22 protein-coding genes and 1 pseudogene are annotated in these 24,970 nt (G+C 72.5%); 11 read left to right on the forward strand and 12 right to left on the reverse strand.

All coding sequences use genetic code 11. The features are described 5' to 3' along the window. Nucleotides 1-59: 59 nt before the first annotated feature. Nucleotides 60-864: pseudogene (locus V6U86_RS19555) on the forward strand (reductase). Between the two features lie 16 nt (nt 865-880). Here V6U86_RS19555 and V6U86_RS19560 read toward each other — a convergent pair. Then, a complete protein-coding gene (locus tag V6U86_RS19560; protein WP_334505269.1) occupies nt 881-1,855 on the reverse strand; it encodes an Acg family FMN-binding oxidoreductase in 975 nt (324 codons plus the stop codon). Between the two features lie 195 nt (nt 1,856-2,050). Between V6U86_RS19560 and V6U86_RS19565 the strand changes: the two genes are divergently transcribed. Beyond that, complete coding sequence (locus V6U86_RS19565; RefSeq protein ID WP_030336079.1) at nt 2,051-2,689, forward strand: response regulator; 639 nt, start codon at nt 2,051-2,053, stop codon at nt 2,687-2,689. Nucleotides 2,690-2,704: 15 nt separating this feature from the next. On the opposite strand, the gene V6U86_RS19570 is transcribed toward V6U86_RS19565, so the two are convergent. After that, nucleotides 2,705-4,378, reverse strand: a complete 1,674-nt coding sequence (locus tag V6U86_RS19570; protein WP_442934973.1) for a GAF domain-containing protein — start codon at nt 4,376-4,378, stop codon at nt 2,705-2,707. 98 nt (nt 4,379-4,476) lie between these two features. Continuing rightward, entirely contained in the window at nt 4,477-5,460 is a 984-nt protein-coding gene (locus V6U86_RS19575; RefSeq protein ID WP_442934971.1) for an Acg family FMN-binding oxidoreductase, read from the reverse strand. Between the two features lie 228 nt (nt 5,461-5,688). On the opposite strand from V6U86_RS19575, the gene V6U86_RS19580 reads away from it, so the two are divergent. Beyond that, complete coding sequence (locus V6U86_RS19580) at nt 5,689-8,034, forward strand: heavy metal translocating P-type ATPase (protein ID WP_334505272.1); 2,346 nt, start codon at nt 5,689-5,691, stop codon at nt 8,032-8,034. Nucleotides 8,035-8,083: 49 nt separating this feature from the next. Here the strand turns inward: V6U86_RS19580 and V6U86_RS19585 are convergent, their stop codons facing one another. From V6U86_RS19585 to V6U86_RS19600, 4 genes are all read right to left on the reverse strand, one after another. After that, nucleotides 8,084-8,941 (reverse strand): universal stress protein, encoded by an 858-nt coding sequence (locus tag V6U86_RS19585; RefSeq protein WP_334505273.1) that lies wholly within the window; start codon nt 8,939-8,941, stop codon nt 8,084-8,086. 11 nt (nt 8,942-8,952) lie between these two features. Then, nucleotides 8,953-11,346 (reverse strand): phosphoketolase family protein, encoded by a 2,394-nt coding sequence (locus V6U86_RS19590; RefSeq protein WP_334505324.1) that lies wholly within the window; start codon nt 11,344-11,346, stop codon nt 8,953-8,955. 67 nt (nt 11,347-11,413) lie between these two features. Beyond that, nucleotides 11,414-12,274, reverse strand: a complete 861-nt coding sequence (locus V6U86_RS19595) for a universal stress protein (RefSeq protein ID WP_334505274.1) — start codon at nt 12,272-12,274, stop codon at nt 11,414-11,416. Between the two features lie 233 nt (nt 12,275-12,507). Further along, a complete protein-coding gene (locus V6U86_RS19600) occupies nt 12,508-13,395 on the reverse strand; it encodes an NmrA/HSCARG family protein (RefSeq protein WP_334505276.1) in 888 nt (295 codons plus the stop codon). Between the two features lie 83 nt (nt 13,396-13,478). On the opposite strand from V6U86_RS19600, the gene soxR reads away from it, so the two are divergent. The 7 genes from soxR to V6U86_RS19635 all read left to right on the forward strand — a co-directional run bounded on the left by soxR (nt 13,479) and on the right by V6U86_RS19635 (nt 19,320). Continuing rightward, nucleotides 13,479-13,958 (forward strand): redox-sensitive transcriptional activator SoxR, encoded by a 480-nt coding sequence (soxR, locus tag V6U86_RS19605; RefSeq protein ID WP_334505278.1) that lies wholly within the window; start codon nt 13,479-13,481, stop codon nt 13,956-13,958. Between the two features lie 32 nt (nt 13,959-13,990). After that, on the forward strand, nt 13,991-14,227 hold the full coding sequence (locus V6U86_RS19610; RefSeq protein ID WP_030336062.1) for an HTH domain-containing protein: 237 nt from the start codon (nt 13,991-13,993) through the stop codon (nt 14,225-14,227). Further along, the gene (locus V6U86_RS19615) at nt 14,227-14,802 is read left to right on the forward strand and encodes a Clp protease N-terminal domain-containing protein (RefSeq protein ID WP_334505325.1); all 576 of its coding nucleotides are present in this window, start codon (nt 14,227-14,229) and stop codon (nt 14,800-14,802) included. Before V6U86_RS19610 ends, V6U86_RS19615 begins: the two co-directional genes overlap by 1 nt. Nucleotides 14,803-14,895: 93 nt before the next feature. After that, the gene (locus V6U86_RS19620) at nt 14,896-15,900 is read left to right on the forward strand and encodes a diacylglycerol/lipid kinase family protein (RefSeq protein WP_334505281.1); all 1,005 of its coding nucleotides are present in this window, start codon (nt 14,896-14,898) and stop codon (nt 15,898-15,900) included. Further along, on the forward strand, nt 15,893-16,894 hold the full coding sequence (locus V6U86_RS19625; protein WP_334505283.1) for a YihY/virulence factor BrkB family protein: 1,002 nt from the start codon (nt 15,893-15,895) through the stop codon (nt 16,892-16,894). Before V6U86_RS19620 ends, V6U86_RS19625 begins: the two co-directional genes overlap by 8 nt. Nucleotides 16,895-17,008: 114 nt before the next feature. Beyond that, nucleotides 17,009-18,499 (forward strand): phosphatase PAP2 family protein, encoded by a 1,491-nt coding sequence (locus V6U86_RS19630; protein ID WP_334505286.1) that lies wholly within the window; start codon nt 17,009-17,011, stop codon nt 18,497-18,499. Nucleotides 18,500-18,510: 11 nt separating this feature from the next. Continuing rightward, nucleotides 18,511-19,320, forward strand: a complete 810-nt coding sequence (locus tag V6U86_RS19635; protein WP_334505288.1) for an endonuclease/exonuclease/phosphatase family protein — start codon at nt 18,511-18,513, stop codon at nt 19,318-19,320. 13 nt (nt 19,321-19,333) lie between these two features. Here the strand turns inward: V6U86_RS19635 and V6U86_RS19640 are convergent, their stop codons facing one another. From V6U86_RS19640 to V6U86_RS19650, 3 genes are read right to left on the reverse strand one after another with little or no spacing between them, the layout of a single operon-like run. Then, complete coding sequence (locus V6U86_RS19640; protein ID WP_256443305.1) at nt 19,334-19,462, reverse strand: hypothetical protein; 129 nt, start codon at nt 19,460-19,462, stop codon at nt 19,334-19,336. Then, on the reverse strand, nt 19,459-19,680 hold the full coding sequence (locus V6U86_RS19645; RefSeq protein WP_334505290.1) for an alpha/beta fold hydrolase: 222 nt from the start codon (nt 19,678-19,680) through the stop codon (nt 19,459-19,461). Before V6U86_RS19645 ends, V6U86_RS19640 begins: the two co-directional genes overlap by 4 nt. Beyond that, entirely contained in the window at nt 19,677-20,639 is a 963-nt protein-coding gene (locus V6U86_RS19650) for a TIGR03557 family F420-dependent LLM class oxidoreductase (RefSeq protein ID WP_334505292.1), read from the reverse strand. The genes V6U86_RS19645 and V6U86_RS19650 overlap by 4 nt, the downstream gene beginning before the upstream one ends. Nucleotides 20,640-21,018: 379 nt before the next feature. Between V6U86_RS19650 and V6U86_RS19655 the strand changes: the two genes are divergently transcribed. Continuing rightward, complete coding sequence (locus V6U86_RS19655; RefSeq protein ID WP_334505294.1) at nt 21,019-22,395, forward strand: cellulase family glycosylhydrolase; 1,377 nt, start codon at nt 21,019-21,021, stop codon at nt 22,393-22,395. Between the two features lie 55 nt (nt 22,396-22,450). Here V6U86_RS19655 and V6U86_RS19660 read toward each other — a convergent pair whose 3' ends face one another. Further along, nucleotides 22,451-22,771 carry a DMT family transporter gene (locus V6U86_RS19660; RefSeq protein ID WP_334505296.1) on the reverse strand — a complete coding sequence of 107 codons (321 nt, stop codon included), beginning with the start codon at nt 22,769-22,771 and terminating at the stop codon, nt 22,451-22,453. A 934-nt stretch (nt 22,772-23,705) separates the two neighbouring features. Next, nucleotides 23,706-24,968: an RNA polymerase sigma factor gene (locus tag V6U86_RS19665; RefSeq protein WP_442934974.1), complete on the reverse strand. Its 1,263-nt coding sequence runs from the start codon at nt 24,966-24,968 to the stop codon at nt 23,706-23,708. Nucleotides 24,969-24,970: the final 2 nt, after the last annotated feature.

The raw sequence follows: 24,970 nt of genomic DNA on the forward strand, positions 1-24,970 counted from the left end.
GATCCGCTACCGGTGAACAGGGGTGTCCCGGGTCGACCCGGGCCGGCAGGGTTTAGCGCATGCGACTGCTGGTGCTGGGCGGTACGGGTTTCGTGGGCGGGGCGACAGTCACCGAGGCGGTGCGCCGCAACTGGTCGGTGACGGTGTTCAACCGGGGGCTGCACGGCGCGGTGCCGCCCGGCGTACACCGGTTGCGGGGTGACCGCACCGCGCCGGACGGCCTGGCCGCGCTGGCCGGCGGTGAGTGGGACCTTGTGGTGGACACCTGGGACGGTGCCCCGCGGGCCGCCGGCGACGCCGCCCGCGCTGATTGCCCGGGCCGGCCTGATCCTGGGCCCGGGGGAGGACATCGGCCGGCTGCCCTGGTGGCTGCGGCGGGTCGAGCGGGGCGGGGACGTGCTCGCCCCCGGGCCGGCCGACCTGCCGGTGCAGTACGTCGACGCCCGCGACCTGGCGGGGTGGATGTTGGACGCGGGTGCCCGCCGGGTGGGCGGTACGTTCAACGCTGTCGGTCGGCCGGGGCAGACCACGATGGGCGAGCTGCTCGACGCGTGCGTGACCGCCACCGGTGCCGACGCCCGGCTGCGCTGGACCGACCCGGCGTCGATCCTCGCCACCGGCGTGCAGCCGTGGAGCGACCTGCCGATCTGGCTGCCGCGCGGCCACCCGTACCGGGGGTTGTTGGAACGGGACGTCACCCGAGCGCTGGCCGCCGGGTTGACCTGCCGGCCGGTGGCCGAGACCGTCGAGGACACCTGGCGTTGGCTGCGCGAGGTCGGTACGGTTCCGCCGCGCGCCGGGCGACCGCTGCACAGCTCGATCGGGCTGGACCCAGCCCGGGAGGCCGCCGTCCTGGCCGCCTGACCCGGCCCGGCCCGGGTCAGGCGGGCACCACCGGCAGGTCCAGCACCTCGTCGACGCCGCGTCGGGGGGTCGGTCGGCCCGGTTGGCCGTAGCCGATCCGCAGCACCATCTGTGGCGTGCCGAACCGGCCCAGTGCCCGCCGCAGCTGCTCCCGCGCCGAGGGCACCTCGATCGGTTGGGAGAGCATCGACACGCTGAGCCCGGCGTCCGTGGCGGTGAGCAGCAGGCGTTGCAGGGCCTGCCCGGCGATCACCTGGTCCACGGCGGTGTTGCCCACCGAGCCCAGCACCCCGACCAGGGGTTCCGGTTCGAAGTCCCGCCCGGGGGCACGGTCGCGCCCACCGTAGCCGCGGGCCGGCAGGACGTCCTGCGGTTCGCCCTGCGGGCCTCCGGCCGAGCTGGGTACGCCGTCCGGGGCGTACTCGCGACGCAGCCACCGTTCGCGCTCGGCCCGGTACGCGGGGTCGCGCTCCAACACCCGGTGCGCGCCGCGCGCGATCTCGCCGAACGCGGAGACCGCGCTCACCCCGATCAGCAGCTCCAACCAGCACTGTTCGGCCCGGGCTGCCTCGCCGAGGCGCCACCGGGCGTCGGCGGGCACCGGGTCCGGCCAGAACGGCAGCCGGTTGCTGAACCGGCGGGGGATGGCCCCGTACAGGCTCTGTTCGGCGGGGGTGGGCCGGCGCGCGACGTCCGGCACCAGCCGGGCCAGCAGGTCCGGCTCGGCCGGGTCGGGGCGTAGCCACACCTGGGCCGGGATGCCGGCGACCGCCAGGGCGATCCGCAGGTTGAACAGCGCCGCGCCGCAGGCGACCCGGACCCCCCACCCGCTCGGGTCGGTAGCCGGCAGCCGGCGGCCGGGGTCGGCCAGCACCTCGATGCCGCCGTCGCGCAGCCGTAGCCGCCACGGCTGGGTGTTGTGCAGCGACGGTGCCCGAACCGCGTCCACGGCGGCGGTCCGCAGCTGGGTCGCGGTGTAGCCGATCTCCATGGCGGTGCTCCTCTCCCGGTGCGGCCGGCGGCAGCGGGTGCCACGGTGGCCGGCGTACCTTCACGGTCCATCGTTCGGTGGTCGCCGAGCAGGGCCGGACGTCCCGACCGGTCGGGTCCGAGCGCCCAATCGCTCCGGGCCGGTCGGGACCTTCGGCCCGTGCGGTGGGCCACCGGCAGCGGGTAGAAACAGGGGATGATCCGTGTGTTCCTCCTCGACGACCATGAGGTCGTCCGCCGTGGCCTGGCCGACCTGCTGCAGAGCAGCGGTGACATCGAGGTGGTCGGCGAGTCCGGCTCGGCGCAGGAGGCGGCCCGTCGCATCCCGGCGTTGCGGCCCGACGTGGCGATCCTCGACGCGCGACTGCCCGACGGCAACGGCATCGACGTGTGCCGGGACGTCCGCGCCGTCGACTCGTCCATCAAGGGGCTGATCCTCACCTCCTACGAGGACGACGAGGCGCTGTTCGCGGCGATCATGGCCGGCGCCGCCGGGTACGTGCTCAAGCAGATCCGGGGCACGGACCTGGTCGACGCGGTGCGCCGGGTCGCGGCCGGGCAGTCGCTGCTCGACCCGGCGATCACCACCCGGGTGTTGGAGCGCATCCGCAACGGCGTCGAGCAGCCGCGCGAGCTGAAGTCGCTCACCGAGCAGGAGCGGCGGATCCTGGAGTACGTGGCGGAAGGGCTGACCAACCGGGAGATCGCCGGTCGGATGTTCCTGGCGGAGAAGACGGTGAAGAACTACGTCTCCAGCGTGCTGGCCAAATTGGGCCTGGAGCGCCGCACACAGGCCGCCGTCCTGGCCACCCGCCTGCTCGGCAAGACTCCCTGACCCGAGTCGCGCAGGTCAGTCGCGCAGCGGCACGGTCCAGCGCAGCTCGGTGCCGTGCGGCTCGACGCCGAGGATCGTGAAGGTGCCGGCGAGACGGCTGGCGCGTTCCCGCAGGTTGACCAGGCCACCCCGGGCGGCGGCCGGGTCGCAGCCCACCCCGTCGTCGCTGACCGTCACGGTGACCTGGCCGGCGTCGACGCGTACGGCCACGTCGACGCGGCTGCACCGCGCGTGGCGGACCACGTTGGACAGCGCCTCGCGCAGCACGGCGGTGAGGTCGGGACGGATGGCGTCCGGCACGGCGCTGTCCACGGGCCCGGTCAGCTCCAGGTGTGGTTTGAACCCCAGCGACTCGGCGGCGGCCTCGATCGCCGCACGGATCTCGGTGCGCAGCTCCGAGGTCATCGGCGTACGCAGCTCGAAGATGGTCCGGCGGATGTCCCGGATGGTGGCGTCGAGATCGTCCACGGCGGCGTTGACCCGCTTGGCCACCTCCGGGCGGGCCATCGGCGCGGCGCTCTGTAGTTGCAGGCCGGTGGCGAAGAGCCGTTGGATCACGACGTCGTGCAGGTCGCGGGCGATCCGCTCCCGGTCCTCCAGGACCACCAGCAGTTCCCGTTCCTCCTGGCCTCGCGCCCGTTCCATCGCCAGCGCGGCCTGCCCCGCGAAGCTGCCCAGCAGCGCCAGATCCTCCTCGCTGGCGCTCCCGCCGCGCTCCGGCCGGTGCGCCACGATCAGCACGCCGTGCACGGTTTCGGCGGTGGCCAGTGGTGAGATCATCGCCGGGCCGGTGTGCAGCAGCGCCGGCCACGGCGCGGCGTGCGCCAGATCGTCCACCTGGTGGTGCCGGCCCTCGGCGACGGCCGCGCCGAAGCTGGTGTCGACGGCGGGCAGGACCGCGCCGATGAGCGGGTGGGCCTGCTGATCGGCGCCGTCGACAACCTCGACGGAGAAGTGTTCGGTGTCGCTGTCGTAGAGCAGCACCAGCGCCAGTTCGGCCGCGGCGACCTCGCGGGCCCGGCGGGCGACCAACGCCAACGCGTCGGTACGGCGTACCTCGCCGAGCAGCACCGTGGTGATCTCGGCGGTGGCGGCGAGCCAGCGTTGCCGCTGGTGCGCCAGGGCGTACAGGCGGGCGTTCTCGATGGCCACGCCAGCGGCGGCGGCGAGCGCGACGACGATCTCCTCGTCGTCCTCGCTGAACTGCGCGCCGCCCTGCTTCTCCGCCAGGTAGAGGTTGCCGAAGACCTGGTCGCGGATGAGGACCGGCACGCCCAGGAAGCTGTGCATGGGCGGGTGGTTGGCCGGGAAGCCGTAGGAGCGGGGGTGCTGGGTGATGTCGGGCATCCGCAGCGGCCGGGGGTCGTCGATGAGCAGACCGAGCACGCCCCGCCCATGCGGCAGGTCGCCGATCTGCTCGTGCTGTTCGGCGGTGATGCCGTGCACGATGAAGTCGTGCAGCAGCCGGTCCGGGCCGACCACGCCGAGCGCGCCGTACCGGGCGCCGACCAGCTCGCAGGCCGCCTGCACGATGCGTTGCAGGGTGGTGCGCAGATCCAGGTTGGTGCCGATGCCGACCACCGCGTCGAGCAGGGCCCGCAGCCGTTCCCGGCTGGTGACCACCTCACCGACCCGGACCAGCATCTCCTGCAGCAGTTCGTCGAGACGGACCCGGGACAGCGGGCTCAGCCCGAGCGACGGCGCCGTGGACGGTTCGGGACGGGGCGACGGCACGCTGCTGGTCACCGGGGGATGGTAGCGCCGGCGCCGCTCGTCGTCAGGCCCCGTCAGCGGACGGCTGAGGTGTCGACCACCTGCGCGGTGGTCAACCTTGGGGTGTGCGGCGGGCCGGAACGCGACGGGTCCGCGATGCCCAACCGCAGCACGAGGTACGGGAAACCGAGCCCGGAGAGCAACTGCCGCAGGGTCTGCCGGGTGCCCGGCACCTCCACCGCCGCGCTGAGCGGCACCACGGACACGCCGAGCCGGGTGGCGGTCAACCAACCCGCGGAGAGCGCCTCACCGGCGCGCAACCAGCTGTCCCGTTCGTCCTCGTCGCCGTGCAGCATCGCGTACACCGCCATCCGGTCGTGGCCCGGACCTATCGGCAGGCTGCCGGGACGGCCGAAGTCGCGGCCCGGCACGGTGGTCTGCGCGGGCTGCTCGGGCAGCACCTCCGCCGGCAGGCCGGTGCCCGAGTCGGCCCGGCTGGTCCAGTACGCCAGCTCGGTACGCACCTCCGGGTCCTCGGCCTCGACCGTGTCGGCGTGCCCGGCGGTGGCGGCCACCTCCAGCACCTGGTCGCGGTCGAGGATCTGCAACCGGCAGCCTTCCGCGCTGACCGCCCGGGTGATCTCCTCGATCGCTGTGGGCGGAACCGGCTCGTCGCTGACCGGCCGCCGGTCGGTGTGGCGCACCCGCATGCACTGCACCATGCGCATGGCGTCCGGGTCGGCCGTGGTGCGGCGCAGGTCGGTCAGCCGAGCCAGCAGCTCGCCGTCGTTCGGGTCGGGCAGCCGTTGCACCACGGCGTGCCACCCCTCGGCGGCCAGCGCCACCCGGGCGTGGTGCAGGGCGGTGCCGCAGCTGACCGCGAGCAGTCGCCCCTCGGGGTCGCTGGCGGCGAGCTGTCGGTCGGCGACGGAGCGCAGCTCCAACGCGTCGGGCAGCACCCTCCAGCGCCACGGCTGGGTGTTGTGCACCGAGGGAGCGTGGCCGGCGGTGGCGGCGGCCGCCGCCAGCGCGGTGGTCAGCTGGCTCTCCTGACTCATGGTCACGACCTTTCCGTCTCTGCTCATCGTGCCGTACGACGCGCCGCTGTGCCGGGTTTGCCGCCTCATCCTGTGTCATCCGGCGGTACACCCGCAGGGGCCGCAGGTCCCGACCTCGCCGGGTCGTTACGCCCGCCCGGCCAGGTACCGGCACCGCCACCACATCCGTCCACCGGGCGAAACGCCGAGTGTCCGCAGTTGGCCCCCACCGGCTGCGACGATGCGCAAGTGGGGGCCGAGCCGAGCGAGTGCGTACCGGAGCAGCCGGTCCGCCGACGCGTGCGGCGGTGGTGGGCGTGGGCGCCGCTGTTCGGGCTCGGCCTCGGGGTGCTGGTCGGCGCGGCGCTGCGGATCGCCGACCGGCCGAACGCGGCCAACCTGATCTGGGCGGCCGTCACGGTGGCCGCGCTGGTGCCGGCGGCGTGGTCGATGCTGCGCTCCTTGTGGCACCGGCAGTTCGGCGTGGACGTGATAGCGGTGCTGGCGCTGGCCGGTGCGCTCGGCGTCGGGGAGTACCTGGCCGGGGCGGTCATCGCCGTGATGTTGGCGACCGGGCGGTCGTTGGAGTCGTACGCGCAGCGCCGGGCGACCCGCGACCTGCGGGCATTGCTGGCACGTGCTCCGCGTACCGCCCGTCGGCGTGGGCCCGGCGGCGCGATCGAGGTGGTGCCGCTGGACCGGGTGGCGGTGTCGGACCGGCTGCTGGTCGGCCCAGGTGACGTGGTGCCGGTCGACGGGACCGTCGACGAGGCGGCCACGCTGGACGAGTCGGTGGTGACCGGGGAGTCGCGGCTGGTCCAGCGTGCCGCTGGGGAGGCGGTGGCCAGCGGCGTGGTCAACGCTGGCGCGGGGTTCGGCATGCGGGCGACGAAGAACGCGGCGCAGAGCACGTACGCCGGGATCGTTCGGTTGGCCCAGGAGGCGACCGCCCACAAGGCCCCGATGGTGCGGCTGGCCGACCGGTACGCCGCCGCCTTCGTGCCGTTCACGCTGGTCCTGGCCGGGCTGGGCTGGCTGCTCTCCGGCGACGTGGTCCGGGCGGTGGCGGTGCTGGTGGTAGCCACCCCCTGCCCGCTGCTGCTGGCCACCCCGATTGCGATCGTGTCCGGCCTGTCCCGGGTGGCCCGGCGCGGGGTCCTGGTCCGCGACGGTGGCGCGCTGGAGCTGCTCGGCCGGGCACGGACCCTGCTGGTGGACAAGACCGGAACGCTGACCGCTGGCCGTCCGCGCGCCGCCGAGACGGTCGTCGCCCCGGGTGGTGATCGTGACGAGGTGTTGCGCCTCGCCGCCTCGGTCGAGCAGTTGTCACCGCACGTGCTGGCAACCGCGCTGGTCCGGCAGGCTCGCGATCGAGGGCTGACACTGACCGAGCCGACCGGCGTGACCGAGGAGCCGGGACAGGGGGTCAGCGGCCGGGTCGACGGGCGCCTGGTCCGGGTCGGTCAGGTCTCCGGGCAGCTGCCCGAGTGGGCGGACCGGGCGCGGGTCCGCACCGAGTTGGCCGGTTGGTCCGCGGTGTGGGTCAGCGACGAGGGTGGACCGCTCGGCGCGATCCTGCTGGAGGACCCGGTGCGCCCCGACGCGCGCCGCACCGTACGTCGGCTGCGTGCGGCGGGGTTGCGGCGGATCGTCCTGGTCACGGGTGACCGACCGACCATCGCCGAGCAGGTCGCGGCGATGGTCGGGGTGGACGACGTGGTTGCCCGGTGCACGCCGCAGGAGAAGGTGAACAGAATCCGGGCGGAGGCTGAGCGGGCGGTCACCGTGATGGTCGGCGACGGGGTCAACGATGCTCCTGCGCTGGCTGAGGCACACGTGGGCGTGGCGATGGGAGCGACCGGCGCGAGCGCTTCGGCGGACGTGGCGGACGCGGTGCTCACCGTGGACCGGCTGGACCGGCTCGCCGACGCCGTGGAGATCGCCCGGTACGCCCGGCGGATCGCCGTGCAGAGCGCCACCGTCGGAATGGGGTTGGCCGTGCTGGCGATGTTCGTGGCGGCGATCGGTCGGCTGCCCCCGGTCGCCGGCGCGTTCCTCCAGGAGGGCATCGACGTGCTGGTGATCCTCAACGCGCTGCGGGCCCTGCGCGGAGGGCTGCGCCAGCGTGACGTCTCGCCGCGTACCCGGGAGATGCTCGCCCGCTACGCGGCGGAACACCACGCGGTCCGCGACGTGCTGGCCGGGTTGCGGGACACCGCCGACCTGGTCGCCACCGATCCGGCCTCGCCGAGGTGCCTGCCGGCTGTACGCGAGACGCACCGCCGGTTGACCGAACGCGTGCTGCCGCACGAGACCGCCGAGGAGCGGCAGCTCTATCCCGCGCTGGCCTCCCCACTGGGCAGCGGGGAGGCCACGGCGACGATGAGTCGGGCCCACGTGGAGATCCGCCGCCAGGTGGACCTGCTCGGCGCCCAACTCACCCAGGCCGCCGACGGTCGGCTGCGCCCCGACCAGGTTCCCGACCTGCTGGCCACCCTCTACGGGTTGGACGCGGTGCTGCGCCTGCACCTGGCTCAGGAAGAGGAGGAGTTCTTCTCCCTCGACCCGTCCGACCCGACGACCGCGCGGCGGTGACCCCCGGGTCGGGGCCGCCGCCCACGGGTGCGGCCCCGACCGGCGAAGGTCAGCGTTCGCGGACCACCGCGACGGGGCAGTTGGCGTGTTGGATGAGCTGCTGGCTGACCGAGCCGAGCAGCATGCCGGCCAGCCCACCCCGGCCCCGACTGCCGACCACGACCAGCCGCGCGTCCCGACTCGCCTCGATCAGCATCGCCGCCGGGCTGGTCGACACCAGGTCGACGGTCATCGGCAGCTCGGGGAACGTCCGTCGCCACGGCTCCAGCGCCTGCTCCACGGCGGCCCGCTCGTCGGGCACCCCGGCCGCCCCGCCGGGGCCCGGCGTCCAGGCGTGCAGGACGCGCAACGGCACCCGACGCTGCGTCGCCCGTTCGGCCGCGAAACCCAGCGCCACCAGCGAGGATTCCGAGCCGTCCACCCCGACCGCGACCGGGCGGCTCGACGTGTCGGTCGCGGCGCTGCCGGCCCCGTCCCGAACCACCACGACCGGGCAGTGGGCGTGCGCGGTGACCGACACCGCCGTCGACCCGGCGAGCAGGCCGCCGAATCCACCGTGGCCTCGGCTGCCGAGCACCAGCAAGCCGGCCTCGGCCGATCGTTCCTGCAACACCAGGGTGGGCGGCCCGTCGTACACCTCGCCGGTGATCTGCAGCCCGGGGTTGGCCGTGGCGGCGTCCGCCGCGGCGGTGCGGACCAACTGGTCGACCTGCCGGCGGGCGGTGTCGTCGGGCCACACGCCGGGCGCCACCCCCGGGCCGACCCAGCTGGCCACGGTCAGCCATTCGAAGACGTACGCCAGCCGCACCGGCTGGCCGCTGTGCCGCGCCTCCTCCACCGCCCAGTTCAGGGCCACCGAGGCGTCGGTGGAGCCGTCGTAGCCGACCAGGATCTCCGCGTCGCGCACGTCGTTCTCCTTCAGGGGGTGGTCGGGTCGGTTTCGCGGATCCAGCGCCACTCGGCGACCTCGGGGTCGTCCTCGCCGTACTGGCGGGTGTAGTCGCGGGCGGCCTGCCGGGCGTCGACCATCCGTTGGCGCAGGTGCGCGGCGCTGGCGGCCAGCCCGGGCACCCGGTCGATGACGTCGATGACCAGGTGGAAGCGGTCCAGGTCGTTGAGCATCACCATGTCGAACGGGGTGGTGGTGGTGCCCTCCTCCTTGTAGCCACGCACGTGCAGGTTCTCGTGGTTGGTGCGGCGGTAGGTGAGTCGGTGGATCAGCCACGGATAACCGTGGTACGCGAAGATGATCGGCCGGTCCTCGGTGAAGATGGTGTCGAACTCCCTGTCGGTCAGGCCGTGCGGGTGCTCGGTGTCCGGCTGGAGTCGCATCAGGTCGACGATGTTGACCAGCCGCACCTTCAACTCCGGGAGGTTCTGGCGCAGCAGCTCGACGGCGGCCAACGTCTCCAGGGTGGGCACGTCTCCGCAGCAGGCGAGCACCACGTCCGGCTCGGTGCCGCCGTCGTTGCTGGCCCATCCCCAGATGCCCAGGCCACGCCGGGTGTGCTGGATCGCCTCGGTCATCGTCAGCCAGTTCGGCGCCGCCTGCTTACCGGCCACCACCACGTTGATGTAGTGCCGGCTGCGCAGGCAGTGGTCCATCGTGGCGAGCAGCGTGTTCGCGTCCGGCGGCAGGTAGACCCGCACCACCTCGGCCTTCTTGTTGACGACGTGGTCGATGAAGCCCGGGTCCTGGTGGGAGAAGCCGTTGTGGTCCTGCCGCCAGACGTGGCTGGACAGCAGGTAGTTCAGCGAGGCGATCGGCTGGCGCCAGGGGATGGCCCGGGTCACCTTCAGCCACTTGGCGTGCTGGTTGAGCATCGAGTCGACGATGTGGATGAACGCCTCGTAGCTGGTGAAGACGCCGTGCCGGCCGGTCAGCAGGTAGCCCTCCAGCCAGCCCTGGCACAGGTGCTCGGAGAGCACCTCCATGACCCGCCCGTCGGGCGAGAGGTGGTCGTCGCCGGGCACGGTGGCGGCCACCCAGGCCCGGTCGGTCACCTCGAACGCCGCACCCAGCCGGTTGGAGGCGACCTCGTCCGGGCCGAACAGCCGGAACGTCTCCGGGTTGGCGCTGATGACGTCGCGGATCCACGGGCCGAGCACCCCGGTCGCGCCGGCGATCGGCGTACCCGGTTCGGGAACCTCCACGCCGTAGTCGCGAAAGTCCGGCAGGGTCAGGTCACGCAGTACCACGCCACCGTTGGTGACCGGGTTGGCGCTCATCCGCCGGTCACCGCGCGGCGGCAGGGTCAGCAGTTCCTCCACCGGCGCCCCGGTCGCGTCGAACAGCTCCTCCGGCCGGTAGCTGCGCAGCCAGCGCTCCAGTTCGGCCCGGTGCGCCGGGTTGTCGCGTACGCCCGACAGCGGCACCTGGTGGGCGCGGTAGGTGCCCTCCACCTGGGTGCCGTCGACCTCACTCGGGCCGGTCCAGCCCTTCGGCGTCCGCAGAATGATCATCGGCCAGCGGGGGCGTTCGACGACGCCTCCGGAGCGGGCCCGCCGCTGGATCTCGGCGATCTCGCCCAGCACACGGTCCAGCGTCGCGGCGAGGGTCCGGTGCACCCGGGCGGGCTCGTCACCGGCCACCACGTACGGCTGGTAGCCCGATCCGCGCAGGAAATCGAGCAGGTCGGTCTCGGGGATCCGGGACAGCACGGTCGGGTTGGCGATCTTGTAGCCGTTGAGGTGCAGGATGGGCAGCACCGCGCCGTCGCGGGCCGGGTTGAGGAACACGTTGGAGAGCCAACTGCCGGCCAGCGGCCCGGTCTCCGCCTCGCCGTCGCCGATCACGCAGGCCACCAGGAGGTCCGGGTGGTCGAACGCGGCGCCGTAGGCGTGGCTCAACGCGTACCCCAGCTCGCCGCCCTCGTGGATCGAACCCGGCACGTCCGCCGCCACGTGACTGGGGATGCCGCCGGGGAAGGAGAACTGGCGGAAGAGCCGGGACATCCCGACCTCGTCGCGTGCCACGTCGTGGTAGCGCTCCGACCAGGTGCCCTCCAGCCAGGTGTTGGCCACGATGGCCGGGCCGCCGTGGCCGGGGCCGGTGATCAGCATGGCGTTGAGGTCGCGCGCCACGATCACCCGGTTGAGGTGGGCGTAGATCAGGTTGAGGCCGGGGCTGGTGCCCCAGTGCCCGAGCAGGCGAGGTTTGATGTCGTCGGGGGTCAGCGGCTCGCGCAGCAGCGGATTGTCCAGCAGGTAGATCTGCCCGACGGTGAGGTAGTTCGCGGCGCGCCAGTAGGCGTCCAGCCGGCGCAGCTCGTCGTCGGTGAGGGCGCGGTGCACGTCGAGAGCGGTGTCCATCATGCTGCCTCTCGCGGGTAGGTGTGGGCGTCCGGGGTTCAGCGTGGTCGCTGTGGGCGCTCCGAGGTCAGGGCCGTTGGTCCCGCGTCGGGTGGGCGCCAGGCCCGGTCAGTGGCGCCTCGGCCAGGCCGCGGACGACGACGACCGGGGCCGGTGAGTGGTACAGCAGGGACTGGGCGACCGCGCCCAGCATGGCCCGGCCCGGTTCGTCGCCGCGGGCGGCGATCAGCGTCACCTGCGTGTTACGGGACGTGTCGATCAGCACCTCGGCCGGGTCACCGCGTACCACGCGGCACTCGGTCGGCACCGCGCTGTGGCGGTCGGTGTGCCGGGCCAGTGCCTCGCCGAGCTGCTCGGTGACCGCGTCGGTGTCCTCGTCGTACTCGACCACCCGCAGCGCCAGCAGTCGGGCGCCTCGGCGGGCCGCGCTCTGCATGGCCCATTGCAGGGCGAGGTGTGAGCTGGGCGAACCGTCCACCCCCACCAGCACCGGGCCCTGCGGCGGCGGCTCACGCCGGACCACCAACAGGGGGCAGCCGGCCTGGGCGGCCAACTGCACGGCTGTCGTCTCCGCCGGAATGCACTGGCCGCTGCCCGCCATGCCGCTGTCGCCGACCGCCAGCAGGAAGCTGGTCGCCGAGCGGCGGATGAGGGTGGGCAGCATGGAGCCTTCGACGATCTCGCCGCGTACGGTCAGCCCCGGCTCGGTCTGGTGGGCGAGCTGGGCGGCGCGGGTGATCAGCTTTTCGGCGTGGTCGCGTGGTGCCGCGACGCTGTCCGCGGTGAAGGCCGCGTGCCAGTCGAAGGTGTGCAGCAGGTGCAGTGGCCGGCCTTGTCCGGCGGCCTCCTGTGCGGCCTGTTCGACGACCGGGAGGTCGAGATCCGACCCGAGGCCGACCAGCACCGCTGCGTCGGCGGGTGCGGCCATCCGATATCACCTCCCGGGCGTCGCGCCCGGCACGACCAAGCTGTCCCCTGACCGAGGGTAGTCGGGTGGCCACGGTGGCGGGCCGGATCGGTGGGTGTCGGCAGATGGGTATGCGGTCGAAGCGCGTTCGGCCTGCGAGCGGTGGGTCAGCTGTGGGGATGGATGCTCCGTAGCCTCACGGCGCGGCCCCCTTGAGGAACTGGGTCACCGCGGCTGATGGATCGCGTCTTGCGTCATCGCCCGGCCGCCGGGCTGGAGAGGACCCGGTCCCAGTCGACGGTACGGGCCCAGTCGGCGTAGCGGTGCCAGGCGACCCCGGGGTGCGCAGCGTGCAGCGCGTCGACGTCGACGAAGTCGGTGTTGTCCTCGAAGCGCTGGAACATGTCGGCGATCTCGTCGCCGGCCCACTGCCGAACCTGGTCCAACGGCAGTTGCTGGTACGGGATTTCGCGGCCGAGCACGTCGCTGAGGATGCGGGCCGCCTCTTCGCCGGTCACCCGGTCGGAGGCGATGTCAATCCGCTCGCCGACGAACCGCTCGGGGTGCTCGATGGCGTGCACGGCGAGGCCGGCGATGTCCCGGACGGTGACCTGGTCCAGCGGTTTGCCCGCGGAGAGCGGGTTGGCCAGGATGCCTTCGGTGAGGCGGCTGAACCCGGTGTTCAGGGCGTTCTCCATGAAGTACACCGGTCCGAGGACGGTCGCGCGGACCGGCTGCTTCCACAGGTACGCCTCGATGTGCTGTTTGCTGTCGGCGTGGTCCATGTCGGTCTCGACCATCCGGTCGGCGCCGCGTAGCGAGGAGTAGACGAGGTGAGCCTCGGCCCGTGCCGCCGCGTCGACCAGAAGGCGACCCTGGCTGATCTCCTCGTCCTTCCCACCGGATGCGAACGGCACGGACAGCCCGAAGATCGCGTCGACGCCGTGGGTGGCGACGGCGAGCGCGACCGGGTCGCCCAGGTCGCCGGTGATGAGCCGTGCTCCGGCGACGGACAGCGCCTGGGCCGGTGGCGACTCGGGTGCGCGCACGTAGGCGCTGACGTCGTGGCCGTGCTGGAGCAGTAGATCGGCGACGGCGCCGCCCTGCTGCCCGGTGGCGCCGATGACGAGAACGGTGGTCACGGAAGGCTCCTTGGTCGCGGGTTGTGGACGACGCTGATCCTCTGGCCTCAACCATGGTTGAGGTCAAGGGGTACTGTCGATCCATGCCACGGCCCCGAACCACGTTTCACGAACTCACGGTCGGGCAGGTCGCCGATCGAAGCGGTGTCGCCATCTCCGCGCTGCACTTCTACGAGCGCAAGGGCCTGATCCGCAGCACTCGGACGGCGAGCAACCAGCGCCGGTACAGCCGTGACACCCTGCGGCGGGTCGCGTTCATCCGGGCCTCCCAGCACGTCGGCATCTCGCTGACGGCGATCCGCGAAGCCCTGGACCAGCTGCCCAGCGAACGCACCCCGACCCCGGACGACTGGGCCCGGCTGTCGGCGGCCTGGCGTACTGAGCTCGACGCGCGCATCGCGCAGCTGCAGGCGCTCCGGGACGACCTCACCGATTGCATCGGCTGCGGTTGCCTGTCGTTGCGGGCCTGCCATCTGACCAATCCGCGTGACGTGCTCGGTCGTGAGGGCGCCGGGGCGCGCCGGTTGCTGTCACTGCGGACCGATCATGTCAACCAGGGTTGACACGGGAAGGGCTGTCAACGTATGTTGACAGCATGAGTCAGGCGACAGAACTCGCGGCGGCAGCCGGCAGCACCGACCCCCGGGTCGGGCTGCGCGCCGTCCGCGCGCTGCGCCGGCTGCTCGAGCGGCTCGAGGTGGTCCAGGTGGACAACGCCCGACGACAGGGCTGGTCCTGGCAGGAGATCGCCGACACGCTCGAGGTCAGCCGACAGGCAGTGCACAAGAAGCACGCCGGGCGACCGGCGGTCAACTCATCCTGGGAGGCGTGATGTTCGAACGGTTCACCGACCGGGCACGCGACGTGGTCCGACGGGCCCTGGAGGAGGCCCGGGCCGAAGGCCAGCGGCCGGTCGGCACCGAGCATCTGCTGCTCGCCCTGCTCGCCGACGACGCCGGGCTGGCCAGCCGGGTGCTTGCCGAAGCCGGGGTACGCGCCGACGACCTGCGCGAACGCGTCCGTCGGCACACCGCCAGCGGCGTCGGCCTGGGCGAAGCGGACGCGGCGGCCCTGCGGGAGATCGGCATCGACCTGGCCGCGATCGTGGCCCGCATCGAGCAGTCCTTCGGCCCGGACGCCCTACGGGAGGCGGTGCCGGCGCCGCGCCGCCGCTGGGGGCGTAAGCGCTACTTCGGCGGCCCGTTCTCGCCCCGCTCCAAGAAGGCGCTTGAGCTGTCCCTGCGGGAGGCCCTGCGCCTGCGCCACCGCCACATCGGCACCGAGCACATCCTGCTCGGGGTGCTGCGGGAGGGGAACGGGCTGGGCGCGTTGGTGCTCACCGAGTCCGGGGTCGACCTCGACGATCTGCGCCGGCGGGTGGAGGTCGCGCTGCGCGCCGCGGCCTGACGGGTGGAGCCGTTCTGAAACCTGTCTGTGGCACTTCCGACGCCGGCCGTTCGCCGGGTCGCTGAAGCCGTCCGGGTGCTGCACACTGGCGCCGTGGATGCTGGACAGGACAGGCGGCCCGCAGGCGGCGACGGCGGGTTGCGCTCCGCCGTGGTGGTCAACCCAGTCAAGGTCGACGACCTCGACGAGTTGCGCCGTACCGTCGACGACGCCCTGACCGCGGCCGGTTGGCCCGCCCCCCGGTGGTACGAGACGACAGTCGACGACCCCGGTCGCGGTCAGACCGAGCAGGCCGTCAAGGCCGGCGTCGACCTGGTCTTCGCCTGTGGCGGTGACGGCACCGTGATGTCCTGCGTCAGCGGGTTGGTCGGCACCGACGTGGCCCTCGCCGTGCTGCCGCAGGGCACCGGCAACCTGCTCGCCGCCAACCTGGGGCTCTCCACCGACCTGGCCGCCGGGTTGCAGGTCGCTGTCGAACGCGGCCGACGGCTGCTCGACGTCGGCGCTGTCGAGGACCAATACTTCACAGTGATGGCCGGCATGGGCTTCGACGCCCAGATGCTCGCCGCCACCTCCGAGACCACCAAGGCCCGCATCGGCTGGCCGGCGTACGTGATGGGCGCCGCCCGCCACCTGCGTGACCGGCCGATGCGGGTGCAGATCCGCATCGACGACCGGCCGCCGGTGCGCCGCCGGGCCCGGTCGGTCCTGATCGCCAACGTCGGCCGGTTGCAGGGCGGCCTGACCCTGCTGACCGAGGCCGAGCCGGACGACGGCTGGCTCGACGTCGCCGTGCTCACCCCGCGCAACCTGCGGCACTGGCTCGCACTCGGCTGGGCGGTGCTCCGCCGCCGCGGCCAGGTGCCGCAGCTGGAGGTGTTCCGGGGCCGGCGTGTGGTGATCACCAGCAACCGGGCGCAGCCTCGGGAGTTGGACGGCGACCTGATCTCCCCGGGCCGGCAGCTGCGGGCGGAGGTCCGGCCCCAGGCCCTCTGGCTCTGCGTCCCCCAGCCCGAGGACGCCCCGGACCTGGCCGTCGACGTGCAGAGCGCCGGGGAGCGAGGCGAGCAGCTGATCGAGGAAGCACGCCGTGAGTAGCACCCGAATCGTGCCGGAGACCCGGCTGATGGCCGACGAGGAACTCTCCGCCGACGACGCCTGGCACACGCTGCGCCGGCAGGGCGGCTGGCACCTGCTGCGGGACGCGTTCATCCGGTTCCGCTACGGCGACGGGTTCAGCCACTCCCGGGCCTTCGCGCTGCAACTCTGCCTCGCCGTGGTGCCGTTCCTGATCGCCCTCACCGGTCTGATCAGTGAGCTGGGCGTCGAAGAGGGCGGCCAGGTGGTCGCCGACACCGTGCTGGCGCTCACCCCCGGGCAGAGCGCACAGATGGTCGCCGAGCTGCTCGGGGAGGGCGAACGCGTCGAGGACGCGGGGGAGCTGGCGCTCACCCTCGGTCTGCTCACCGGCCTGTTCGCGCTCACCACCACGATGGCCCAGATCGAGCGGGGCGCCAACCGCATCTACGGCGTCGAGCGGGACCGCCCGGCGCTGCGGAAATACCTGCGGGCAGCGGTCCTGGCCGTCACCGCCGGCCTGCCCGCGCTCGCCGGCTTCCTGATCCTGGTCGGCGGCGGCGCGATGGGTGACTCGGTGCGCAGACACTACGAGTGGGGCGCGGTCGCCAACGGCATCTGGGACGTGATCCGCTTCCCGCTGAGCCTCGGGCTGACCGTCGTCGCCGTCGCCGTGCTGTTCCGACACGCGCCGCGCCGCAACCAGCCCGGGCTGTCCTGGCTGTTGTTCGGCGCCGGCATCGCCACGGCGTTGTGGTGGCTGGCCAGCCTGCTGCTCGCCGCGTACGTGCGGTTCAGTGACGGTTTCGGGCAGACCTACGGCGCCTTGACCGGCATGATGGCGCTGCTGCTCTGGGCCAACCTGACCGGGATGGCGCTCTTCGGTGGGCTGGCCTTCGCCGCCCAACTGGAGGCGCTGCGCATCGGTGTGCAGGAGCCCGCCCAACCGGACCTGTGGGAGCCCGACCCGGACCGCGCCGAGCTGTACGACACCGGGGACATGTCGGCGCTCTGAAGCCGGCGTCAGATCGGTCCGGGGGCTTCGACGCGGGCCTTGGCGGTACCCGGCGTGTACGACGACCGCGAATCGGGTACTGCGCCTCGCCAGGAGCGACAAAGGAGGTGCGGGGTGACCGCGCTCAAAGAGGTGGCACGCCGTCCGATCGGTCATTTCGCCGAGCGGAGCATCGCCGGCCTGCTGGCCGTCACCGGTGCCGGTGTGGCCTTCGGGCTGCTGGTGTTACTCGTCCGGGTGCGGTGGAGTCCTCTGCAGGACGCCGACCACGCGCTCGCCGAGTGGTTCAACGGGCTCGTCGCCCCGCACCACGCGCTGGTCACGGTCCTCCAGGCGGTGACGGACCTGGGCGGCCGGCCGATCCTCATCTGGCTGGTCACCATCGCCGTCGTCGGGCTGCTGATCCGGCGGCAGCCCCGACTCGCCGTCTATCTGATCATCACCGGGGTCGGTGGCCTGATCCTCGACCCGTCGCTGAAGACGCTGGTCGGCCGGCTCCGCCCGATCGTTGACGTACCGATCGCCAGCGCGCCCGGCAACAGCTTCCCGAGCGGGCACGCGCTCGGCTCGTTCGTCGCGTACGGAGCGCTGCTGCTGGTGTTCCTTCCGGCGATGGCGCCGCGCTGGCGCAAGCCGGCCATCGTCGGCGTCGGTGTGCTGGTGGCACTGGTCGGCCTGACCCGGATCGCGCTGGGCGTGCACTTCGTCTCCGACGTGCTGGCCGCCTGGCTGCTCGGCGCGGCGTGGCTGGGCGTCACCGCGTACGCCTTCCGGCTGTGGCGGCGGGAGCGGGGGAGGCCGGTGCCGCCGTTGACCGAGGGCCTGGAGCCGGAGGCGGGGCACGACATCGCCCCCGCCCCGGCCGAGGAACACGTGTTGGCCCATCCCCGCTCGGCGGTGGCCGAACTGCTGGTCGGCTGGGTGATCGTGTTCGGGGCGCTGTACGGCTTCGGCACGTACGTCAGCTACCACGCCAAGGGCACCTTCCTCGACACCCTCGACACCGAGGTGCCGCAGTGGTTCGCCGAGCGGCACACCGAGGTGCTGACCGAGGTCAGCTGGTGGTGGAGCAAGTTCGGTGACACCCACGCCATCCTGCTGATCTCGTTGGTGTTCTGCCCGCTGGTGCTGGCGGTGTGGCGGCGCTGGCGCCCGGTGCTGTTCGTGGCACTGGCGATGGTGGGTGAGCTGACCCTGTTCCTCGCGTCGGCTCACGTGGTCGACCGGCCACGCCCCCCGGTGGAGAACCTGGATGGGCAGATGCCCACCTCGTCGTTCCCGTCCGGGCACATCGCGGCCACGATCTGCGTCTGGTTGGCGATCACCCTCATCGTCTTTCCGCGTACCGACCGGTGGTGGCGTTGGGTCTTCGTGGCGCTGGCCGTGCTCATGCCGGTCGGGGTGGCCACCTCCCGGATGTACCGGGGGATGCACCACCCGACCGACTTCATGGGCGCGATCCTGCTGTCCGCGCTCTGGATCGGGTTGCTCTACCTGGTGATCCGCCCGAACGAGGACCTGAAGGAAGGCAACCAGCCGGCCATCGAGTCGGAGGACGTGGACACCCTCGACGACGAGCTGGCGCGGGCCGGCCGAGCCGACTAGGCGTCGCCGTCGTGCTGCGGGTGATGACCTGGAACATCCGCACCGGCGGGCGGGATCGCGGCGGCCCCGACCGGCTGGATCAGGTGGTGCAGGTCATCGACGAGCAGGCGCCGGACGTGCTGGCCCTACAGGAGCTGCGCGGCTTCGACCGGGACGGGCTGATGGCCACCGTGGCGGGCCGGGTGGGGATGACGCCCCACCTGGCCCGGTCCTGCTTCGGGCAGCCGGTGGCCGTGCTGGTCCGGCCGCCGTACCGGGTCGTCGACACGGGGTCGGTGCGTCGCCCGTTCCACCACGCCGCCGCCCGCGTCGTGGTGGCCACCTCCGCCGGCCCGTTCACCGTGCTGGGCACCCACCTCAACCCGTACTCCGGGGGCCGGCGGCGGATGGAGGTCGACTGGTTGGTCGCGGCCATGCGCCGCGACGAGGGGCCGCTGGCACTGGTCACCGGTGACCTCAACTCGCTCGACCCGACCGTCGACCACACCGCTCGGCTGGCTGGCATGCCCACCCTCTACCGGCGGCGGCACCTGCGTCGCTCCGGCGGCGCCGTGGACACCCGCGCGATCGCCCGGCTGCTCGCGGCCGGCCTGGTGGACCTCTGGCCGTCCGGCAACATCGACGCGCCGGAGACCGAGGGCCACACCGTGCCCACCCGGCTCGGCGGGGCCGAGTTCGCCGGAATGCGGTTGGACTACCTGCTCGGCAGCCCGGCGGTGGCGCAGCGCGCGCACGACTGTCGGGTGATCCGCGGTGGCGCGGCGGCCACCGCCTCCGACCACTATCCGCTGCTCGCCACGCTGGAGTTGTCCGCCGACTGAGGCCGTCTGGTCCTCAGAGCACCAGATTCAACAGGACGGTCAGCACCACCGACGCCACGATCGAGAAGAGGATCATCAGGAGGCAGCCGAGGCCACCGCCGAGCGGGCGGATCTCCGTGTTGCCGAAGCGCATGATGGTCACCTGTCCGAGAGTGCGGGTTGAGGGTCACTTGTCGGCCCGGCCAACACCAGCGCGCCGACCGCATCGGCGTGGGTCGCGGCGACGGCGGCGGCCACCTCCGCGCCGAACGAGTGCCCCAGCAGGCAGACCGGCGGCAATTGGTACGCGGCCAGCCCGAACCGGCCGACGGCGGTGCGGCGGGGCGACCCGGGCGGCCGGTCGGCGACGTCTCGGGTCACAGCTCGCGCAACCGGGGCAGCAGTTGCTCCTGCGCCCAGTCCAGGAACATCGGCTGGGTCTCCCCGCCGACCTGGATGATCGCCACGTGGGTGAAGCCGGCGTCGACGAACTTGGCGAACGCCTCGACGTGCGCGTCCACGTCCGGACCGCAGGAGACGCCCTCGGCGACGTCCTCCTCGCGGACGAACTGGGTGGCGGCGGCGAAGGAGTCCGGGCTGGGCAGGTCGGCGTTGACCTTCCAACCCATCCCGAACCAGCGGAACTGGTCGTGCACGATCTTGCGGCACTCGGCCTCGTCCGGGCCGTAGCAGATGGCCACCTGGCCGTAGCGGGGCTGGCCGGCACCCCCGGCGTCGTCGTACATCTCGATGATGTGCCGGTCGGGTTCGGTGGAGATGAGGCCGTTGCCGTACTCGGCGGCCAGTGTCGCGGACTGTCGACCGGACGCGGCGACGGCCATCGGCACCGGCCGTTCCGGGCGGTCCCAGACGTAGGCGTCGGGCACGTCGAAGTGGTTGCCGGAGAAGGTCAGCGTCTCCCCGTTGAGCAGCGGCCGGATGATCTGCAACGCCTCCTCGAACATCTCGTGCCGCTGCTGGACGTGCGGCCAGCCGCCGACCACGTGTTCGTTCAGGTTCTCCCCGGCGCCCAGCCCGAGGGTGAACCTGCCGTCCGAGAGCGCCCCGATCGTGCTGGCCTTCTGGGCGACCACGGCCGGGTGGTAGCGGCGGATCGGGCAGGTCACGAAGGACATCAGTTGCGCGCGGGAGGTGGCGTGGGCGACCGCACCGAGCACGGACCAGGCGTACGGGGAGTGGCCCTGGGAGTCCAGCCAGGGGTAGTAGTGGTCGGACACCACCAGTTGGTCGAAACCGGCCGCCTCCGCCCGTACCGCGTGGTCCACCAGTTGCTTGGGCCCGGCCTGCTCGCTCATCAGGGTGTAGCCGACGCTGACCATCCTGGTATCCCCTCTCGCCGACGGATCGTTCCCGGAGTACCCCGGTGCGAGGCGGTCAACCCTCTCGTCCGGTTCGGCCGCCGCGGTGCTTGACGGATCGTCAGTCACCTGCCTACCGTCGGTCTTAACCGGTTAAGAGCCGGGGTGTGGCGCACATCCTGTGGTGGGGATGACCGCCCCGTGACGGCCCGCGTCCGCGTGGGCCGTTGCGGCTGTCCGGGGCATCGGGGCCGTGAACTGAACCGGTTGCGATGGCCATTCCATCGTCCTACGCTGATGCCTGCGCCGGGGAGCCGGGCGCGGCTGCCGGGCTGCAGCCGCCTTCCCCTGTCACATCCCCACCCCTGTCGGGCACCGGGGGTCCTCCCTGAGGAAGGCCATGAAGACTCGACTCTCCGCCGCAGGCGCGACACTGCTCGCGTTGCTCGTCACCGTGCTGGCGTTCGGCCAGCCGGCGCACGCCGCGGCCGGTTTCTCCGTCGCTGGCGGCAAGTTGTACGACGCCAACGGCGCCGAATTCATCATGCGCGGCGTCAACCACGCGCACACCTGGTATCCGCAGCAGACCAGCTCGTTCGCCGACGTCAAGGCGCTCGGCGCGAACACTGTGCGGGTGGTGCTCTCCAGCGGTGACCGCTGGACCCGCAACACCAACGCCGACGTTGCCAACGTCATCTCGCTCTGCAAGGCCAACCGGCTGATCTGCGTGCTGGAGGTGCACGACACCACCGGGTACGGCGAGCAGAGCGGTGCGATCACCCTGGCCCGCGCCGTCGACTACTGGCTCAGCCTCGCCGACGTCCTCGCCGGCCAGGAGAAGTACGTCATCGTCAACATCGGCAACGAGCCGTACGGCAACCAGAACTACGCCTCGTGGGCCACCGACAACGCCGATGCGATCAAGCGTCTGCGTACCGGCGGCTTGACCCACACGATCATGGTGGACGCCCCGAACTGGGGGCAGGACTGGTCGTTCACCATGCGCGACAACGCCGCGTCGGTCTTCGCCGCCGACCCCGCCCGCAACACGATCTTCTCCATCCACATGTACGGCGTCTTCGACACCGCCGCGGAGATCAGCGATTACCTGGGCCGGTTCCGTACCGCCGGCCTGCCCATCGTGGTCGGCGAGTTCGGCTTCAACCACTCCGACGGCGACCCGGACGAGGACACCATCCTCTCCTACAGCCAGGCCAACGGGATCGGCTGGCTGGGTTGGTCGTGGAGCGGCAACGGCGGTGGGGTGGAGTACCTCGACATGGCCACCAACTTCAACCCGGCCAACCTGACCAGCTGGGGTCAGCGGATCTTCAACGGCGCCAACGGCATCCGGCAGACCGCCCGGCAGGCCAGCATCTTCGACAGCATCCCCCCGCCGACCACGCCACCACCGACCACGCCACCACCGACGACACCTCCGCCCACGACGCCCCCGCCGACCACGCCCCCGCCCGCCGGTGGTTGCACGGCGACGTACACGGTGACCAACCAGTGGCAGGGTGGTTTCCAGGCTGAGGTACGGGTGACCGCCGGCGCGAGGGCGATCACCGGCTGGACCGCCGGGTGGACCTTCGCCAACGGCCAGCGTGTCACCCAGTCCTGGAATGTGACCCTCACCAGCAGCGGAACCACGGTGACCGCCCGCAATGCCGACTACAACGGGCGGCTGGCCGCCGGGGCCAGTGCCACCTTCGGCTTCCTCGGCAGTTGGACCGGCACCAACAGCCTGCCGGCGCTGAGCTGCACGGCGAGCTGACCGTCGGGCCGGTGGTCGGGTCCACGTCGGGCCCGACCACCGGAATCCACCCTGGTCAGTGCTCCCCAGCCAGGTTCACGATGACCACCCCGGCGATGATCAGTGCGATGCCGGTGAGCTTGGCCAGCCCCACCGACTCGCCCAGGAACACCGCCCCGATCGCCACGATGGTCGCCGTGCCCAGACCCGACCAGAGGGCGTACGCCACACCCACGGGGATCTCCTTGACGGCCTGGGCCAGCAGGACGAAGGCCAACGCGTAACCGCCGAGGCACGCCACCGTCGGCCAGAGGCGGGTGAACCCGGCGGTGCTTTTGATCAGGCTGGTCGCCAGCACCTCGGCGAGGATGGCGATCCCCAGCAGCACGTACGCCATGCGTCCCCTTGGTCCTTCGTCGTCGACGAACCCAACGCTGCCCAGGCTAGTGCTCGTTTCACAAGGGCGGTCGAGCCGAGCCGGGCCCGCCGCAGGCCTGCCAGTCCTAATGGAACAGGCACCGGTGTCGGCGATGCCGACGTCCGCGCGACCCGCCGGCGTGACGTCCGTGCGGCGCCAGCGTGCGTGCGGCGCCAGCGTGCGTGTGTGCGGCGCCAGCGTGCGTGTGTGCGGTGCCAGCGTGTGTGCGGTGCCGGCATGCGTGTGTGCGGTGCCAGCGTGTGTGCTGTGCCAGCGTGCGTGCGGTGCCAGCGTGCGTGCGGCCCAACATCCGACGGCCCCAGCATCCGTGCGGCCCCAACATCTGTCACAGGACCCCTTTGGAGCTGATGTCACAAACGAATCGGATGCGCAGGGCCCCGGCACCCGTGCGCCCCGATGGATGAATCGTTTACGGCATCAGCTCCAAAGGCGGCTCGGGACACGAGCCCGCCCTGGTCCGCGCTGCCCCTGGTCCGCGCTGCCCCTGGTCCGCGCTGCCCCTGGTCCGCGCTGCCCCTGGTCCGCGCTGCCCCTGGTCCGCGCTGCCCCTGGTCCGCGCTGCCCCTGGTCCGCGCTGCCCCTGGTCCGCGCCGCTGCCGGTCCGCGCCGGCCTGGTCCGTGCCCCTGGCCTGGTCCGGGCCGCCGCGTCCTCGTGCTGTCGCCTCCGGTGTCGGCTCGCCGTGGGCAGCCTCGCCCATCACGCTCGCCCCCGGGCATGGCAGCGTAGATCTTGGACAGTTTCCGTTCGGGGCTAACGGAAACTGTCCAAGATTGACAACCGTGGGCCGGCCGTGGGCCGGCGGTGGGCCGGCGGTGGGCCGGCGGTGGGCCGGCCGTGGGCGGGCGGTGGGCCGGCGGTGGGCCGTCCGTGGGGCGGCGTGGGAGCGGTTGGTCACGGGGGAGCGCCGGGTTCGGCGGCCAGTCGGGCTGCCCGCATGGTCAGGTAGAGCTGTTCGGGGCGGCTGCTCGTGCGGGCGGCGGCGGCCCGGTAGTCGGCGATCGCCTGGGTCTGGTTGCCGGCCATTTCGTGCAGGTAGGCGCGGGCGGCGGCCAGCCGGTGGTGTCCGGTCAACTGCGGGTCGTTGGCCAGCGCGTCGAGGGCGGCCAGGCCGGCGGCGGGTCCGTGCACCATGGCCGTCGCCACGGCCCGGTTGAGGGCCACCACCGGGCTGGCGGCCAGCCGTTCCAGCACCTGGTAGAGCGCCAGGATCTGCGGCCAGTCGGTCCGCTCGGTGCTCGGCGCCTCGTCGTGCAGGGCGGCGATGGCGGCCTGCACCTGGTACGGGCCGACCGGCCCACGCGGCAGGGCCCGGGTGACCAGGGTGATGCCCTCGGCGATCGCCGCCGCGTCCCAGCGGCTGCGGTCCTGATCGGCCAGTGAGATCAGCTCGCCGGAGGCGCCGGTGCGCGCTGGTCCGCGTGCCTCGGTGAGCAGCATCAACGCCAGCAACCCGGCTGACTCGCTGTCGTCGGGCAGCAGCGTGTGCAGCGCGCGGGTCAGCCGGATCGCCTCCGCCGCGAGGTCGACCCGGCGCAGGTGCGGGCCGCTGGTGCTGGTGTGCCCCTCGGTGAAGATCAGGTAGAGCACCTGCCGGACGGCGATCAACCGGTCCGCCCGCTCCGCTGGCTCGGGCATCCGGAACGGCAGCCCGGATGCCCGGATGCGCTGCTTGGCCCGGCTGATCCGCTGCGCCATCGTCGCCTCGGGCACCAGGAACGCGCGGGCGATCTCGGCGGTGCTCAACCCACCGACAGCGCGCAGGGTCAGCGCCACCGCCGACGTCGGCGCGAGCGCCGGGTGGCAGCAGAGGAAGAGCAGGACCAGCGTGTCGTCCCGCTCGGCGGTCAACTGCTCGTCCGGGGTCGGCGCGTACCGCCGGTCGTCCGGGTCCCGGCGGGCGACCAGGTCCTCCCGGCGGCGTCGGGCCTGCTCACCGCGGACCAGCTCGATCATCCGGCGGTAACCGATTTGGATCAGCCAGCCCCGGGGGTTCACCGGCAGCCCCTCGGTCGGCCACTGGGTGGCAGCGGCCAGCAGCGCCTCCTGCACCGCGTCCTCGGCGGTGGCGAAGTCACCGAAGCGGCGGCTGAGCACGCCGAGGACCTGCGGCGCCAGCTCGCGCAGCAGGTCCTCGATGCGGAGATCGGTGTTCAGCC

This window comes from Micromonospora sp. CPCC 205558 (genome assembly GCF_036902955.1).
Classification (GTDB): Bacteria; Actinomycetota; Actinomycetes; order Mycobacteriales; family Micromonosporaceae; genus Micromonospora.